Annotated in this window: 2 protein-coding genes; one reads left to right on the top strand and one right to left on the bottom strand. The window is 71.1% G+C overall.

Going from position 1 to position 18207, the window contains the following annotated elements:
* Nucleotides 1–26 precede the first annotated feature (26 nt).
* A complete protein-coding gene (locus ABZV77_RS01640) occupies nucleotides 27–9686 on the bottom strand; it encodes an amino acid adenylation domain-containing protein (RefSeq protein WP_356249136.1) in 9660 nt (3219 codons plus the stop codon).
* Nucleotides 9687–10128: 442 nt separating this feature from the next.
* Between ABZV77_RS01640 and ABZV77_RS01635 the strand changes: the two genes are divergently transcribed.
* Nucleotides 10129–18189 (top strand): amino acid adenylation domain-containing protein, encoded by an 8061-nt coding sequence (locus ABZV77_RS01635; RefSeq protein ID WP_356249134.1) that lies wholly within the window; start codon nucleotides 10129–10131, stop codon nucleotides 18187–18189.
* The last annotated feature ends 18 nt before the right edge of the window (nucleotides 18190–18207 follow it).

The raw sequence follows: 18207 nt of genomic DNA, 5'->3' as shown, positions 1-18207 counted from the left end.
CGCTCCGGCCACCGGCCGGGCCGTGCTCACGTCGTCCCGCGCGACCGCGGCCGCAGCTTGGGCCTGGGCCTGGCCCGGGCGCCGCCCTGGCTCTCCAGGTGCTCGGCCAGCTCCGCCACCGTCGGCTTGGTGAAGACCGTCCGCAGGTCGACCTCCGCGCCGACGACGGTGCGGATGCGGCCGATGAGGCGCGTGGCGAGCAGGGAGTGCCCACCGAGGGCGAAGAAGTTGTCGTCGACACCGACCGAATCCAGGCCGAGGACCTCGGCGAAGAGCCCGACGAGCGCCTCTTCCCGGCCGTTGCGCGGAGCCCGGGTGGGGGTGGTGGCGCTGGTGTAGTCGGGTGCGGGGAGTGCCTTGCGGTCCAGTTTTCCGTTGGGGGTCAGGGGCAGGGCGTCCAGGGGGACGAGGGCGGTGGGCACCATGTACTCGGGCAGTGCGCGCCTGAGCCGGTCCTGCAGGCCTTGCAGATCCTGCTGGTCGAAGGCCTTGCCGCTCTCGGGTACGACGTATCCCACCAGGCGGTGGTCGGCGGGCCGGTCCTCCCGGATCACGACGGCGGCGGCCGCGACGCCGGTGCCGGCTACGGCGGTACCGGCATTCAACGCTGCCTCGATCTCGCCGAGTTCGATGCGGAAGCCGCGCAGCTTGACCTGGTCGTCGGTGCGTCCGAGGTAGCGCAGGGTTCCGTCGTTGTTCCAGGCAGCCAGGTCGCCCGTGCGGTACATGCGCGACCCGGCGGGCCCGTACGGATCGGCGACGAACCGCTCCGCGGTCAGTCCGGGCCGGTTCAGGTAGCCGCGTGCGAGCCCGGCACCGGCGAGGTACAGCTCGCCTGCGACGCCCGGCGGGACCGGTCGCAGCGCGGCGTCCAGGACGTACACCCGCGTGTTCGCGATCGGACGCCCGATCGGCGGAGCGACACGAGGGTCGCTGTCCACGGTGCACGGGTGGTACGTGACGTCGACCGTCGCCTCCGTCGGCCCGTACAGGTTGTGGAGCTGCGCGGCGGGCAGCACGGTGTGGCAGCGCGTCACCAGATGCGCGTGCAACGCCTCGCCACTGCTGAACACCCGCCGCAGGGAGACACAGTGCCCGGCCGACGATTCGTTCAGGAACGCGTCGAGCATCGACGGCACGAAGTGCGCCGTGGTGACGCCCTCGCTCGCCACGAGACCGGCCAGGTACCGGGCGTCGTTCTGCCCGCCGGGCTTCGCCAGGACCAGGGACGCGCCCTGCAGCAGCGGCCAGAAGAACTCCCACACGGACACGTCGAACCCGGCCGGTGTCTTCTGCAGCACCCGGTCGTCGGCCCCGAGCCCGTACTCGGACTGCATCCAGCTCAGCCGGTTCACGACCCCGGAGTGCGGGACGGTGACGCCCTTGGGGGTGCCGGTGGAGCCGGAGGTGTAGATGACGTAGGCGGGGTGGGCAGGGTCAGGGGCGGCGGTGGGGTCGGTGGGGTCGAGTGCCGCTGTCCGGGTGTGGAAGGCGGGGTCGTCCAGGAGGACGGTGGGGGTGCCTTCGGCCCAGAGGTCGGTGGTGGTGGTGTGGGTCAGGACGAGGGTGGGGCGGGCGTCCTGGACCATGTGGCGGATGCGGTCCGCCGGATAGCCGGTGTCGATGGGCAGGTAGGCGGCGCCCGCCTTGAGCACGGCGAGGAGTGCGGTGATCAGGTCGGGGGACCGGGGGATGGCGAGGGCCACGATGTGCTCGGGGCCCACTTCCTGCTCGACCAAGTGATGGGCCAACTGGTTGGCGCGGGTGTTGAGTTCGTCGTACGTGAGGTGGGTGCCGTCGGCGATGACGGCGATGGCGTCCGGCGTGGCCGCGGCCTGCGCCTGGAACAGCTCAGGCACGGTGGCAGCGGGCACCGCGGTGGCCGTGTCGTTCCACTCTTCGAGCACCCGGTGCCGCTCGCCCTCGGACAGGACGTCGACAGAGGCGACGCGCTGACCGGGGTCGTCCGTGACGGCGCGCAGCACCCGCAGCAGCCGCTCCACCAGCGCGGTCACCGTGGCCTGCTCGAACAGATCCGTGCGGTACGCGACCGACCCGTCGATACCGCCCGGTGCGTCGCCCCCGCCCTGCCGCTCGGCCAGGTGCACCGTCAGGTCCATCCGCGCGGCCCGGATACGGGCCTCCTGCGGGGTCGCCTTCGCCCCGGCGAAGGCCAGCTCGCCGCGTGGATTGCTGTTGAGGCCGAGCATGACCTGGAAGAGCGGGTGGTGGGCGAGGGACCGGGTCGGGTTCAGCGCCTCGACGAGGCCTTCGAAGGGGACGTCCTGGTGGGCGTAGGCGTTGAGGTCGCTTTCGCGGACGCGGTCGAGGAGTTCGGTGAAGGTGGGGTCGCCGGACAGGTCGGTGCGCAGCACGAGCGTGTTGACGAAGAAGCCGACGAGGTCGTCCAGCTCCTCCTCACCTCGTCCCGCGACCGGGGTGCCGATGGGGATGTCAGTTCCCGCGCCGAGCCGGTGCAAAAGCACGCCCAGGGCGGCCTGCAGCACCATGAACACGGTCGTCTGGCGCGACCGCGCGAGCTCGACGAGAGCCTGATGCAGCCCGGGCTCGATCCGCACCGGAACGACACCGCCCTCGAACCCCGCCTGCTCCGGATACGGGTGGTCGGTGGGCAGGGCGATGCGCTCCGGCAGCCCGGCCAGCGCATTACGCCAGTAGCCGACCTGCGCGGCGAGGAGGCTCTCCGGGTCGCTCTCGTTGCCGAGGAGCTCGCGCTGCCACAGGGTGTAGTCCGCGTACTGCACCGGCAACGGTGTCCATGCCGGAGCACGGCCCCCGCGCCGGGCCGCGTAGGCCTCGCTCAAGTCGCGGGACAGCGGCCCCACCGACCAGCCGTCACCGGCGATGTGGTGGATCACGAGGACGAGCACGTGCTCGGCACCCACGCCACCCACGGCGTCCACCGAGCCCACCGCGTCCTCGACAGTGAACAGGGCGGCCCGGAAAGGCAGTTCGGTCGCAAGGTCGAACGCGTACCGCACCGCACGGTCCACCGCGCCGCTCAGCTCCGCCTCGGTGACCGTCTCGACGTCCACCACCGGCCGCGCCTCGGCGACCGGGCGTACGTCCTGGTACGGCTGGCCGTCCGTCTCCGGGAAGACCGTGCGCAGGGCCTCGTGGCGCGCCACCACATCACCCACCGCCGCCCGCAACGCCGCCGCGTCCAGCGCGCCGGAGACGCGGAGCACCGCGGCGCCGTTGTACGTGGCGCTGGGCCCCTCGAACCGGTACAGGAACCACAGCCGACGCTGGGCGAACGACAGCGGCATCCGCTGCGGACGCGCCACGGGCACGATCGGCGGGCGCGCCTCGGGGCTGCCGCCGAGCTGCCGGGTCAGGCCCGCCACCGTCGGGGAGTCGAAGAACGCCTTGATACCGAGCTGCGCGCCCATGGCCCTGCGGATGCGGCCGATCACACGGGCGGCCAGCAGTGAGTGTCCGCCCAGGTCGAAGAAGCTGTCGTCGACGCCGACCCGCTCGGGATCGATGCCGAGGACCTCGGCGAACAGGGCGGTGAGGATCTCCTCGTGCGGGCCGCGCTGCGCCCCGTCCGGCCGCCTTCCGGTACCGGTACCGGTACCGGCACCGGAATCGGCGAGGTAGTCGGGGTCGGGCAGCGCCTTGCGGTCCAGCTTCCCGTGGGCGGTGAGCGGCAGGGCGTCCATGACGACGATCGCCGCGGGCACCATGTACTCCGGCAGTCGCGCCGCGAGACGGTCCCGCACCTCCGCGGGGTCGACGCCGCCGTCGGCCTCCGGGACGACGTAACCGACCAGGCGGCGGTCCCCTTCCTGCTCCTCGCGCACCACCACAGCCGCCCGCGCGACCCCGGCGCAGCGCGTCAACTCTCCCTCGATTTCGCCGAGTTCGATGCGGAAGCCGCGCAGCTTGACCTGGTCGTCGGCGCGGCCCAGGTAGACGAGGGCGCCGTCGGCGTTCCAGCGGGCCAGGTCGCCGGTGCGGTACATCCGGGACCCCGCGGGCCCGTACGGATCGGCGACGAAGCGCTGCCCGGTGAGGCCGGGCCGTCGCAGATAGCCCCGCGCCAGGCCGACGCCCGCCACGTACAGCTCGCCGGGCACGCCGGGCGGCACCGGACGCAGGCCCGCGTCCAGGACGTACACCTGGGTGTTGGCCATCGGGCGGCCGATCGGGACCGGCCCGTCCGGCACCTCGTCGCCGGGCTCGATCCTGAACTCGGTGCAGTTCACCGAGGCCTCGGTAGGCCCGTACACGTTCATGACGGTCACGTCGGGGTGCCGGTCGCGCCACTTGCGCAGCGTCTCGCCGAGCAGCGCCTCACCGCCGAGCAGCAGCTCCTTGCGCGGGGAGACCTCCTCCGGGAGGCCTTCGAGCAGCGCCAGGTGGCTGGGCGTGGCCTTGAGGAAGTCACAGCCGAGCGCACGCGTCTCCGCGGTGTCCGCGAGCCCGTCCCGCAGCTCGGCGAGCACCACGCGGCCGCCCGAGACGAGCGGTGTGAAGAGCGCGGTGATCGAGAGGTCGAAGGAGAGGGACGTGTGCAGCAATGCCACGCCCCGGGCTCCCGGGTAGCGACGGCTCGTGTCCCGCAGATAGTCGGCCACCGCGGAGTGCGGCACGACGACGCCCTTGGGGGTGCCGGTGGAGCCGGAGGTGTAGATGACGTAGGCGGGGTGGGCGGGGTCCGGTGCGGCGGTGGGATCAGTGGGGTCGAGTGCCGCTGTCCGGGTCCGGAGGGCGGGGTCGTCCAGGAGGACGGTGGCAGTGCCCTCGGCCCAGAGGTGGGCGGTGGTGGTGTCGGTCAGGACGAGGGTGGGGCGGGCGTCCTGGACCATGTAGCGGATGCGCTCCGCGGGGTACGTGGTGTCGATGGGCAGGTAGGCGGCACCTGTCTTCAGCACCGCGAGCAGGGCCGTGATCATTTCCGGCGAGCGGGGCAGGGCGAGGGCCACGATGTGCTCGGGCCCCACTCCCTGCTCGACCAAGTGGTGTGCCAGCTGGTTGGCGCGGGTGTTGAGTTCGTCGTACGTGAGGTGGGTGCCGTCGGAGATGAGGGCGACGGCGTCCGGCGTGGCCGCGGCCTGCGCCTGGAACAGCTCCGGAACCGTGCCGGGCCCCGCGGGCACAGCGGTGTCGTTCCACGTCCGGAGCATCTCCTGCCGCTCCGCGAACGACAGCAGGTCCACCGACCCCACGCGCTGCTCGGGATCGTCGAGGAGGCTCGCGAGAGCCTGCCTGAACCAGCGTCCGATGGCGTCGACGCGCTCCCGCGAGAACCGGTCCGCGTCGAACTGCAGGGCTCCGTCGATCCCCTGCGGTGCACCGTCCGGGCCGAACCGCTCCCGCAGGGTCAGCGTCAGGTCCCGGCGCGCGGCCTGCGTGTTCCAGGAGGAGGCCGTGAGGCTCAGCCCGGGGATGTCGAGCTGCTGCGCCTCGTGGTTCTGCAGCGTCAGCATCACCTGGTACAACGGCTGGTGGTCCGTGGTACGGGTCGGGTTGAGCGCCTCCACCAGGCTTTCGAAGGGCACGTCCTGGTGGGCGTAGGCGTTGAGGTCGCTTTCGCGGACGCGGTCGAGGAGTTCGGTGAAGGTGGGGTCGCCGGACAGGTCGGTGCGGAGCACCAGCGTGTTGACGAAGTTGCCGATGAGGGTGTCCAGCTCCTGCTGGGCCCGGCCTGCCGTCGGCGTGCCGATCGGGATGTCGGTCCCGGCGCCGAGGCGGTGCAGGAGCACGCTCAGGGCGGCCTGCAGCACCATGAACACGGTGCTGCGCTGCCCCTTGGCGACCCGGACGAGCTCCGTGTGCAGATCCGAGGTCAACGACAGCTCCGCCACTTCCCCGCGCCGGTCGCCCGACGCCCGCTCGGCGAGGTCGGTGGGCAGGTCGATGCGGTCGGGGAGCCCGGCCAGGGCGTCCTTCCAGTGGGTGAGCTGGGCGGACAGCAGGCTGTCGGGATCGTTCTCGTCGCCGAGGAGCTCGTGCTGCCACAGGGTGTAGTCGGCGTACTGGACCGGCAGCGGCTCCCACTCCGGAGCGCCACCCGCGCAACGGGCCGCGTAGGCGGTGCCCAGGTCACGTGCCAGGGGGCCCATGGACCAGCCGTCGCCCGCGATGTGATGGATCACCAGAACGAGGACGTGCTCGTCCACGGCGTCCCCGACGGTGAACAGAGCGGCTCGGAGAGGCAGTTCGGATGCGAGATCGAAGGGGTGGCGAACGGCGCGGTCCACCGCACCGGCCAGCTCCGCATCGGCGACCGTTTCGACGCTCACTTGGAGTTGGGCTTCGGTGGCGGGGCGGATGTCCTGGTACGGCTCGCCGTCCGTGTCCGGGAAGACCGTGCGCAGGGCCTCGTGCCGCGCCACCACGTCGTTCAGCCCGGCAAGCAGAGCCTGCGTGTTGAGGGCGCCGGAGAGTCGAAGCACCACCGGCACGTTGTACGTCGCGCTGGGCCCCTCAAGCCGGTACAGGAACCACAGCCTGCGCTGCGCGAACGACAACGGCATGCGGTCGGGGCGCGCTGCGGGCGCCAGCGCCGGGCGGTCGACCGGGTGCGTCGTCGCTTCCAGCGTGCGCGCCAGGGCGGCGACCGTCGGCGCCGCGAAGAGGTCGCGTATCGCCAGGTCCACTCCCATCACCGCGCGTACGCGGCCGATGAGACGCATGGCCAGCAGGGAGTGCCCGCCCAGATCGAAGAAGCCGTCGTCGACACCGATCCGGTCGAGGCCGAGTACCTCGGTGAAGAGTCCGGCCAGGATCTCTTCACGTGCATCGCGCGGGGCCCGGGAGGAGGTGGACGTGCCGCTGTAGTCGGGTGCGGGCAGAGCCTTGCGATCCAGCTTGCCGTTCGGCATGAGGGGGAGTTCGTCGACGGTGACGAAGGCTGCGGGGACCATGTGGTCGGGCAGCCGTGCGGCGACGGTCTTCCTGACCTGGTCGACGTCGACGACCTTGTCGGCCACGACGTAGCCGACGAGGCGTCGGTCGCCGGGCCGGTCCTCGCGGATGACGGCAGCGGCGGCCCGGACGCCGGGGGACGCGGTCAGCGCGGCCTCGACCTCGCCGAGTTCGATACGGAAGCCGCGCAGCTTCACCTGGTCGTCGGCGCGGCCCAGGAACTGCAGCGTGCCGTCCTGGTTCCACCGCACCAAGTCCCCGGTGCGGTACATGCGTGACCCGGCCGACCCGTACGGGTCGGCGACGAAGCGTTGTGCGGTCAGTTCGGGCCGGTTCAGATAGCCACGGGCGACACCTGCCCCGGCCACGTACAACTCACCCGGCACACCGGGCGGCACCGGAGAGAGCCCGGCATCCAGCACATACGTCCGTACGTTGCCGATGGGTCGGCCGATGGGCGGAACCGCCGCGCCCGAGAGCGGGTCGCTCAACGTCGCGCAGACGGTGGCTTCCGTGGGCCCGTACGCGTTGACCATCCGCCGCCCCGCGGACCAGCGTTCGGCCACGTCGGGTCCGCAGGCTTCGCCGCCCACGACGACCGTCATCGTGTCGGGGACCTGGGTCACGTCCAGCACACCGAGTGCGGAGGGCGGGACCATGCAGTAGGTGACGCCCGCGTCGGTGAGTACGCGTGCGAGCGCGTCGCCGGGGGCGAGTTCCTGTGTGTCGGCCACGACCAAGGCTGCGCCGGACAGCAGTGCCAGGCTCCAGTCCCAGGTGGCCGCGTCGAAGCTGGGGGAGGCGAATTGCAGCACTCGGCTGCCCGGCCCCACACCCAGACGGGGTCCCGATGCCGCCACGAGGCTCACCAGGCCCGCGTGGGTCACCACAACGCCCTTGGGTATGCCCGTCGACCCGGAGGTGTAGATGACATAGGCGGGATGGGCGGGCGTACACGGAGCCAGGTCCGCAGCGTCCAAGGCCGCCAACTCTGCCTGCACGGCCGCGTCGTCGAGTCGCACGACTGGCGTGTCTTGCGCCCACAGGGAGGTGGTCGTTGCGTCCGTCACCACGAGTGCGGGGCGGGCGTCCTCGACCATGAAGCGGATCCGGTCCACCGGATACCCGGTGTCGATCGGCAGATAGGCCGCTCCCGCCTTCCACACCGCCAGCACGGCGACGACCAGTTCCGGCGAGCGCGGCAACGCAAGCGCCACCACCTGCTCCGGCCCGGCGCCCCGCTCCACGAGCAGCCGCGCGAGCCGACTCGCCCGCGCGTCCAACTCGGCGTACGTGTGGACGGTGCTGCCGTCCGCCGCCACCAGCGCCGCGGCATCCGGGGTCTGCGCGACGCGTGCCGCGAACATGGCGGGTGCCGTGTCCTCCGGGACCTCCACCACCGGGCCGGTGGCCCACGTGTCTGCCACCCGCCCGCGCTCGTCGGCCGAGAGCAGCTCCACCGCCCCGACCCGCTGACCCGCATCCTCGGCCACCGAGCTCAGCAGTCGCATCAGGCGCCCGGCGATGGCGTCGACCGTGCGGTGGTCGAATCGGTCGGTGCGGAAGTCGAGCCGCAGCTTGAGGACTTCGCCGGGTGACACGGCAAGGCTCAGCGGATAGTGGGTGGCGTCGCGCCCCTGCGTGGCCGTGGCCGTGAGGCGGGATGCCCGGCGGTCGGCGGAGGTGTTGCGGTCGGCGGGGAAGTTCTCCACGGCCATGACCGTGTCGAAGGCGTCACCGAGTCCCGCCGCCTGCTGAATGTCCGTCAGGGAGAGGTGCTGGTGCGGCAGCAGCGCGCCCTGCTCGTCCTGCACCCGCACGGCCAGGTCGGCCCACGTGTCCTCGGACCGCAGTCGCACCCGGACCGGCACGGTGTTGATGAACAGGCCGATCATGCTCTCGACGCCCGGGATCTCCGGCGACCGCCCGGACACCACGGCACCGAAGACGATGTCGTCCTGACCGGTCATCCGGCCGAGGAGCACACCCCACGCGCACTGCACGAGCGTGTTCAGGGTGACGCCCAGGCGGCGGGCCTGGGCCTGCAGCGAGGCCGTGGTCTCCTGCGGGAGGTGCGCGACGAAGCGTTCCGGGAAGGCCGCTGCCAGGACGTCAGTACCGGCGGGAGCAGACTCCGTTGAGAGCTGGGTGGCTTCCGCACCGGTCAGTGCGCGGGTCCAGGCCTCGCGTGCACCCTCGCGGTCCTGCTCGGAGAGCCAGACCAGGTATTCGCGGTAGGGCGTGACGGGAGGGAGGTCGCTGTCGTCGCCCTTGGCGTCGTACAGGGCGAGCAGTTCCCGCACCAGCAGGGACGACGACCAGCCGTCGATGAGCACATGGTGCTGGGTGATGACCACTCTGCTGCGGTCGGCCGCGGGGGAGTTGTCGCCTTCGGAGTGCGTGATGAGCGCCATGCGCAGCAGCGGCGGGCTGTCGAGGTCGAAGCGGCGGGCCCGCTCGGTGTCGGCGAACGCCCGCAGTTCGGCTTCGGTCTCCCCGGGCGACAGGTGGGTGAGGTCGACCTCTGTCCACGGCAACGTGACCTCGCGCGCCACGACTTGGACCGGTACGTCGAGGTCGTCCACCCAGAACGCGGCGCGAAGGTTCGCGTGCCGGTCGAGCAGGGCCTGACCGGCCGCGCGCATGGCCTCGGCGTCCAGGGCGCCGTCGAAGTCGAGGATCAGCTGCACGACATAGGCATCCGGTCCCTCGTTGTCGGCAAGGGCGTGGTAGACCAGCCCCTCCTGCAGCGGAGACAGCGGCCAGATGTCCTCAAGGTCATGCGACAAGGTTGATCCACTCTCCGTACCAGGCGCTGCAACGTGCCGAGGAAGCCCATTGACAGTGCGCGTGACCACTTCACCGGAACCGGGTTGCGGCCGTCCGCCCGCTGATTCCCGCGCCGGATCGAGGGAGCGGAATGCTGGGCGTCGGTGTGCCGCACACACCGGTTATGAATGTCTTGGGCGGTCGCGCACAAAGAAGAAGAGGGCGCGTGTCGTCAGTGTGGCCCAAGAAGTTGGGAAAGAATGTCAGCTCGGCTTGTTCACCCGAGTCGCCAGGGAATAACCCGCCGCTGAGCCAGATGTGCCCGCGGTGTCCCCCTGAGGAATGTCTCCACGGCCCCTCCTCCGTTCACAGTGCTCCCCCCGTATCGGAGCCATGAGTTGAAGGGACACTACAACCGTCGCCGCATACCTGTACATGTGACGCCCGTCACAAGGGTGTCCGATGCAGGTCGAGGCTTTGGTTTGGATAATGCGCCAGGACGTAAAGCCGCAGAGCGGGGCGTCCTGCCCGAACCTTACAGAGCGGATGTGTCGGTGGCAGTGCAAACAATGCGGCCGGGGTCGGTTGACGCGATGTGTGATTATGTGGACGCCCGGCGAGTGTCGGGGTGGATGCATGTCACTGCGGGGGACTTGGATGACTGGTCCGATGGATGAGCTATGGCCCCTGACGGCTGCCCAATCAGGAGTGTGGTATTCCGCTTCGCTCGGGCCCGGGTCGTCGGTCTACAATGTCGGCGAGCGGGTCGAAATCCACGGACCGATCAATCCGGAGATTCTCGAGAAGGCATACGGGGCGGCACTCGCGGAAGCGGAAACGCTGCGGTTCGTCGTTGCGGAGGGCCCGGAAGGGCCGGTCCAGATTCCCGGCCGTGCCGAGCAGGTGGCCGTGCGGCGACTGGACTTCACCGACCAGGAGGATCCGGGCGCGGCGGCCGAGGCGTGGATGGCGTCGGACGTGGCGTCCGCGTTCGACCTCGGACAGGGGCCGTTGTACGCTCCGGCCCTGCTCACGGTCGGTGTGAGCCTCCACATTCTGTACAGTCGCTACCACCACGTGATCATGGATGCCTGGAGCTCCGCGCTGATCACCCGGCGCACCGCCCAGCTCTACTCGGACGCGGTGGCGGGCCGTCCGGACAGCGGGACCCCGCTCTCTCCGTTCCGTGATCTGGTGGCGCGCGAGGCGTCCTATCGGGATTCGGAAGAGTACGAAGAAGACCGCCGCTATTGGCTCAAGCGTCTGCAGGACGCCCCCGATCCGGTAACGCTCTCCGGCCGCCCTCACCGCACACCCCAGAACATTCTTCGTAGGCGGACCACGCTCAGTGCGGGCCTTTCGGATCAATTGCGTTCCGCCGCCGCCGGACTCGGTGTCAGCCTCTCGGTACTGGCGGTGACGGCGACCGCCGCATACGTCAGCGGTGCCACCGGAGAGAGCAGGATATCCGTCGGGCTCCCGCTGTCCGGCCGTCTGGACGAGGTCGAGCGGAATACACCGGGAATGACGGTCAATGTTGTCCCGCTGTTCATCGCGGTACGGCCGGAACTGCCATTGAAGAAACTGGCCCGACAAGTCTGGGCGCAGACGACCCGGGCTTCGCGGCACAGCCGTTTCCGCATGGAAGATCTGCGCCGCGAGCGCATTCGGATGTCGGGGGAGAGCCTTCCCCACGGCCCCGTCGTCAACGTCATGTCATTCGATTATGACATTCGCTTCGACGGTCACCCGGCAAAAGCGAGCAGCCTCTCGCAGCGTCACACCGAAGACTTCTCCTTCGTCTTCTACGAGGGGGAACACGAAGGCCGCATCGAGGTGTACTTCGATGCGAACGACCGTATGTACAGCCGGGCGGAAATGGACGCCCACGCCGAGCGATTCCTGCTATTCCTGGAGCGTATGGCGCAAGCTCTGCCGGACCAGCCGATCGGTTCGGTCAGCCTGCTCGGCGCCGATGAGCGCGAGCGTGTCCTCGGCGAGTGGGGCAGCGGTCGCGCGGTGCGCGTGCCGGAGGGCACGGCGTCGGCACGTTTCGAGGCGCAGGCCGCGCAGGCTCCGGATGCCGCGGCGCTGGTGACGGCGGACGGCCGCGTCGCGTACTCGTACGCCGAGTTGAACGCCAGGGCGAACCGTGTCGCGCGGCTGCTGGTCGAACAGGGCGTAGGACCCGAGCAGTTGGTGGCGCTCGCGCTGCCGCGGTCGCCGGAACTCATCGTGGCCGTCCTTGGCGTACTCAAAGCGGGTGCCGCATATCTGCCATTGGACGTGGAGTATCCGGCGGAGCGCATTCGCTTCATGATTGAGGACTCCCGGCCGCGCGTGATGCTGGTGGACTCGCCATCCGCCGCCACGCCTGCGGGAGCATCCGACGAGTGCGCCGTCGTCTCGCTGACCGACCCGGCGGTCGAAAGCCGCCTGGCGACTTTGTCGCCCGCTGATCTGACGGACGCGGACCGGCTCGGCGCGGCGGCGCCGGAGCAACCGGCGTACGTCATCTACACATCGGGTTCGACCGGCACCCCCAAGGGCGTGGTCGTCCCCCACCCGGGCCTGGTGAATCTCGCCCTCGCGCTGCGCGATCACTACGGGATCGGCGCCGGGAGCCGCGTGCTGCAGTTCGCGTCGCCGAGCTTCGACGCCGCGGCGTCGGAGATCTTCCGAACTCTGCTGGCAGGCGGGGCACTTGTCGTGGCTGACCCGGTGGACCTGACGCCCGGGGAGGCGCTGACGCGTGTCCTGGTCAACGCGGGCGTCACCCACTGCACCCTCCCGCCGTCCGCGCTGAGCGTGATGGACACGGCGACCGTTCCGGCGGCGATGACGCTGATCGTGGCGGGCGAGGCCTGTGACCCGGGCACGGTGGGGATCTGGTCCGCGGGCCGTCGGATGTTCAATGCGTACGGGCCGTCGGAGGCCACCGTGTGCTCGACGGTGAGCGATCCGCTTTCCGGGGCGGTGGTACCGCCGATCGGTCGGCCACTCGCCAACATACGGACGTACGTGCTGAATGCCGGACTGTCTCCGGTTCCCCCCGGTGTGCCGGGTGAGTTGTACGTCGCCGGGGCCGGTGTCACGCGTGGCTATCTCAACCGCCCCGGGCTGTCCGCGCAGCGCTTCGTCGCCGATCCCCTCGGCCCTGCCGGGTCGCGCATGTACCGCACGGGTGACCTGGCGGCCTGGAACGACGACGGCACCCTGCGCTTCCTGGGCCGTGCCGACGACCAGGTGAAGCTGCGCGGCTTCCGCATCGAACTCGGCGAGGTCGAGGCGGCGTTGACGGCCTGCCCCGGTGTGCGGGCGGCCGCTGCCGTCATCCGTGAGGACCGGCCCGGCGACCGGCGTCTGGTCGGCTATGTCGTGGCCGATGATGATGACGCCGTCGACATCGACCAGGTGAAGAAGACGGTCGCCGCACGGCTGCCCGACCACATGGTCCCCGCGGCCGTCGTCCCCATCGGCGCGGTGCCTCTCACACCGAACGGGAAGGTGGACCGCAAGGCGCTGCCCGCACCCGACTACAGCAGTACGTCCGCCTCGTCCCGGGCTCCCCGGGATGCGCGTGAGGAGATCCTTGCCGCGCTCTTCGCGGACGTCCTCGGCGTCGACCGGGCCGGTGTGGACGACAGCTTCTTCGAACTGGGCGGGCACTCCCTGCTGGCCATGCGCCTCATCGGCCGCATTCGCGCGGTCATGGGTGTGGACCTGGTCATCCGCGACCTGTTCGCGGCCCCGACGATCGCCGCCCTGGCGCGCACGCTGGAAGCGACGACGCACCCGGTCGACCGCCCGGCGCTGGCGCCCGCCGCGCGCCCCGACCGCATGCCGTTGTCGTTCGCGCAGCGCAGGCTGTGGTTCCTGTACCGGCTTGAGGGGCCCAGCGCGACGTACAACGTGCCGGTGGTCCTGCGGCTGTCCGGTGCCCTGGACGTCGACGCGCTGCGCGCCGCGCTGAACGACGTGGTGGCGCGGCACGAAGCCCTGCGCACGGTCTTCCCGGACGTCGACGGCCGCCCGTACCAGGACATCCGCCCGGCTGCGGAGGCGCGGCCCGAGGTGAGCGTAGAGACGGTCACCGAAGCGGAACTGACCGGTGCGGTGGACCGCGCCGTCCGCCACCCCTTCGACCTCGCGACCGAACTTCCCCTCCGCGCAGCTCTGTTCAGCGTCGAGAATGCCGCCGACGAGCACGTGCTCGCGCTGGTGATCCATCACATCGCAGGGGACGGCTGGTCGATGGGCCCCTTGGCCGGTGATCTGGGTGCCGCTTATGCCGCGCGACGCGCGGGCCGGGCGCCGTCGTGGGCGCCGCTGCCGGTCCAGTACGCCGACTACACCCTGTGGCAGCACAAGGTGCTGGGCGACGAGAACGACCCCGACAGTGTGCTGACCACCCAACTCGACTACTGGAAACAGGCGCTGGACGGGCTGCCGGAGCGCCTGGAGCTGCCGACCGACCACCCCTATCCGGAGCAGGCCGGATACGAGGGCGCGTCGGTGCCGGTGTCGGTGGACGCCGAGGTGCACCGGGCCCTGGTCGCACTCGCGCGGTCACGGCAGACCACCGTGTTCATGGTGCTGCAGTCCGCCCTCGCCGTGCTGCTGCACCGGCTCGGCGCGGGCACGGACATTCCCCTGGGCACGCCGGTGGCGGGCCGGGGCGAGGAGGAACTCGACGACCTGGTCGGCTTCTTCGTCAACACCCTCGTGCTGCGCACCGACCTGTCCGGCGACCCCACCTTCGCCGAACTCCTCGACCGGGTCTGCACGACGAACCTGACCGCCTACTCCCATCAGGACATCCCCTTCGAGACGCTGGTCGAGGCGCTCAACCCGACACGGTCCCTGGCCCACCATCCCATCTTCCAGGTGATGCTCGCCTTCAACAACATCCCCCGCACCACACCGGACTTCGTCGGGGTCACGGCCACGCCGAGCACCGTCCGGGTCGAAGCCGCCCGGATGGACCTGTCCGTCAACCTCATCGAACAGCGCGACGCCGACGGTGCAGCTGACGGGATCGGCGGTGTGATCTCGTACCGCACCGACCTGTTCGACCACGCCACGGTCACCGGCATGGCCGATCGGCTCGTCCGCGTGCTCAAGAGCGTCGCCACCGACGCGGAGCGCCGCGTGGGGGCGATCGAGCTGCTGTCGGGCGACGAGCGGCACCGCATCCTGGAGGAGCGGAACGACACCGCCGCGCCGGTGCCCGCTGCCACCGTGCCCGAGCTGTTCCAGGCACAGGCCGCGGCCACACCGGACGCCGTCGCCCTCATCTCCGACGGCAACCACCTCACGTACGACGAACTCAACACCCGCGCCAACCAGTTGGCGCACCTCCTGATCGAGCAGGGCGTCGGCCCCGAGCACATCGTCGCCCTCGCCCTGCCCCGCTCACCTGACCTGATCACGGCCCTGCTCGCGGTGGTGAAGGCAGGCGCCGCCTACCTGCCCATCGACACCGCCTACCCGGTCGACCGCATCCGCTTCATGCTGGCGGACGCCCGCCCCACCCTCGTCCTGACCGACGCCACCACCACCGACCTCTGGCCCGAGGGCACCCCCACCCTCCACCTCGACGACCCCGCCCACCAGACCCGGTCGGCCACACGGGAGGGCACCGACCCGACCGACGCCGACCGCCTGGCACCACTGGACCCCGCCCACCCCGCGTACCTCGTCCATACGTCGGGTTCGACCGGCACGCCCAAGGGCGTGGTGGCCCACCACGCGGGCCTGGTGAACCTTGCTCTCGCGCAGAGCGGCCAGTGGGGGATCGGTGCGGGAAGCCGCGTGCTGCAGTTCGCGTCGCCGAGTTTCGACGCCGCCGCGTCGGAGGTCTTCACCGCCCTGCTGACGGGTGGCGCGCTCGTGGTGGCCGACCCGGACCGGCTCATGCCCGGGGAAGCACTGACGTCCGTCCTGGTGGACGCGGGCGTGACCCACTGCACCCTGCCGCCGTCCGCCCTGAGCGTGATGGACACGGCGACCGTTCCGGCGGCGATGACGCTGATCGTGGCGGGCGAGGCCAGCGACCCGGGCACGGTGGGGCGCTGGTCGGCCGGGCGGCGGATGTTCAATGCGTACGGGCCGTCGGAGGCCACGGTGTGCGCGACGGTCAGTGAGCCGTTGTCGGGCGCGGTGGTGCCGCCGATCGGCGGGCCCATCGCCAACGTACGCACGTATGTGCTGGATGTCGGGCTGTCTCCGGTGCCGCCCGGGGTGCCGGGGGAGTTGTACGTGGCCGGGGCCGGTGTCGCCCGTGGCTATCTGAACCGCCCGGGGCTGACCGCGGAGCGGTTCGTCGCCGATCCGTACGGGCCCGCCGGGTCGCGCATGTACCGCACGGGTGACCTCGCCTCCTGGAACAACGACGGCAGCCTGCGCTACCTCGGGCGCACCGACGACCAGGTGAAGCTGCGCGGCTTCCGCATCGAGCTCGGCGAGGTCGAGGCCGCGCTGACCGCGTGCCCCGGCGCCGTGAGTGCCGCTGCCGTCATCCGCGAAGACCGGCCCGGCGACCGGCGCCTCGTCGGCTACGTCGTGGCCGATGACGTCGTAGACGTCGACCAGGTGAAGAAGGCGGTCGCCGTACGGCTGCCCGACTACATGGTCCCGTCCGCCGTCGTGGTCCTGGACGCGCTGCCGCTGATGCCGAGCGGCAAGCTGGACCGCAAGGCGCTGCCCGCACCCGACTACGCGCCGGCCACCCGCACCCGCGCCCCGAGCACCCCGCAGGAGAAGGCCCTCACCGACCTCTTCGCCGACGTCCTGGGGCTCGACCCCGACCGCGTCGGCGTCGACGACGGCTTCTTCGCCCTCGGCGGCGACAGCATCAGCTCCATCGTCCTGGTCAGCCGGGCCCGCGAACGCGGCCTCGACCTGACACCGCGTGACGTCTTCCGGCATCACACCGCGAGGCAGCTCGCCCACAGAACGGGAATGCTGGCGGGCGGCGGCAGCCACAGCGCGTCGGAGGCGGACGACGGAACCGGTTCGGTTCCGCTGACGCCCATCATGCGGTGGCTCGTCGAGCCCGAGCACACGTACGAGGCGTTCTTCCAAGCGCGGCTCGTCCAGGTCCCCGCAGGTGTGGGACGCGAGCGACTTGTCGACATCCTGACGGCCCTCATCGACCGTCACGACCTCCTGCGGGCCCGGCTCACGGGGGACGGAGTCCAGGACGACTGGGCGCTGTCCGTCCCTCCGGCGCGGAGCCCGCAGGCCCTCACGGCCGACGCGGCTCTGACCCGGGTGGACTGCGCCGACGCGACGGCGGCCGAGCGTGCACGGCTGCTTGCCGAGCACGCCACGCAGGCGCAGGGCCGTCTGGCGCCGCGCGACGGAGTCATGCTGCAGGCCGTCTGGTTCGATCACGGCTCCCAGGAGCCGGGCCGCCTGCTCCTGACGATCCATCACCTGGTCGTCGACGGCGTCTCGTGGCGCATCCTGCTGCCCGACCTCGCCGCCGCGGGAGCGGCCGTGCTCGGCGGCCGCGCTCCGGAGCTGGCACCGGTGCCGACCTCCTTCAAGCGCTGGGCGGAGCAGCTCCAGACGCTCGCGGGCGAACCGGAGGCCACGGACTCCCTGCAGCACTGGACCGATGCCCTGTCCGACCCCGGACCTCCCCTCGGCCGTCGCAGGCCGACTCCGGGCGAGGACACCGCGGCGCGGCTCGACTCGCTGCGCGTGACGGTTCCGGTGGAGTTGTCGGAGGCGCTGCTCACGCGGGTGCCCAGCACGCTGCACGCCGGAATCGAGGACGCGCTCGTGACGGCGTTCCTGCTCGCGGTGAACCAGTGGCGGATCGCGCGAGGTGAGCCGGGTGCCGCCGGTGCGACGTCCCTCCTGGTCGATGTCGAAGGGCACGGGCGTGAGGACCTGTTCGCGGGCGCCGACACCTCGCGGACGGTGGGCTGGTTCACGGCCGTCGCCCCGGTGCGGCTCGATACCGGCAGGGTGTCCTGGGGCGAGGTCCGGCGCGGCGGTCCGGCCGCCGGGCGGGTCCTGCAGCGGGTCAAGGAGCAGCTGCGTGCCGCGTCGGAGCGGCGCATCGCGTACAGCCTGTTGCGCTACCTCAACCCGAAGACCGCGCCGGGACTCGCCGCGCTTCCCGGCGCGCAGGTGGCGTTCAACTACTTCGGGCGGATCGGCCTCGGCCGCTCCCACCCCGAGGGTGACTGGCAGCAGGTGAGCGGCGGTACGCCCACGGGCGGCCTCGACCCCCGGATGGGTCTGACGCACGCCCTGATGGTGAACGCAGCGACGACGGAGGGCCCGGCAGGACCGGAGCTGTCCGCGACGTGGTCGTGGCCGCGTGACGTTCTGACGCGCGGGGACGTGGAGCAGCTCGCCGAGGGCTGGATCACTCACCTCAAGGCGCTGGCCGCGCACGCCGACGGGCCCGACGCGGTCGGCAGGACGCCGTCGGACCTCTCCCTCGTCAACCTCAGCCAGAGCCAGATCAGCCGACTTGAGAAGAAGTGGCGCGGCAAGCGGTGACGCCCTGAGCGTCATCGA

The sequence above is a fragment of the Streptomyces sp. NPDC004732 genome, assembly GCF_040609235.1.
In the GTDB taxonomy this organism is placed as follows: Bacteria; Actinomycetota; Actinomycetes; order Streptomycetales; family Streptomycetaceae; genus Streptomyces.
The sequence above is the reverse complement of the archived record's forward strand: the minus strand, read 5'-3'. Positions and strand labels throughout refer to the sequence as shown.

Coding starts and splice junctions, on each gene's coding strand:
- ABZV77_RS01635 (WP_356249134.1), top strand. CDS start 10,129: ATGCAGGTCGAGGCTTTGGTTTGGATAATGCGCCAGGACGTAAAGCCG.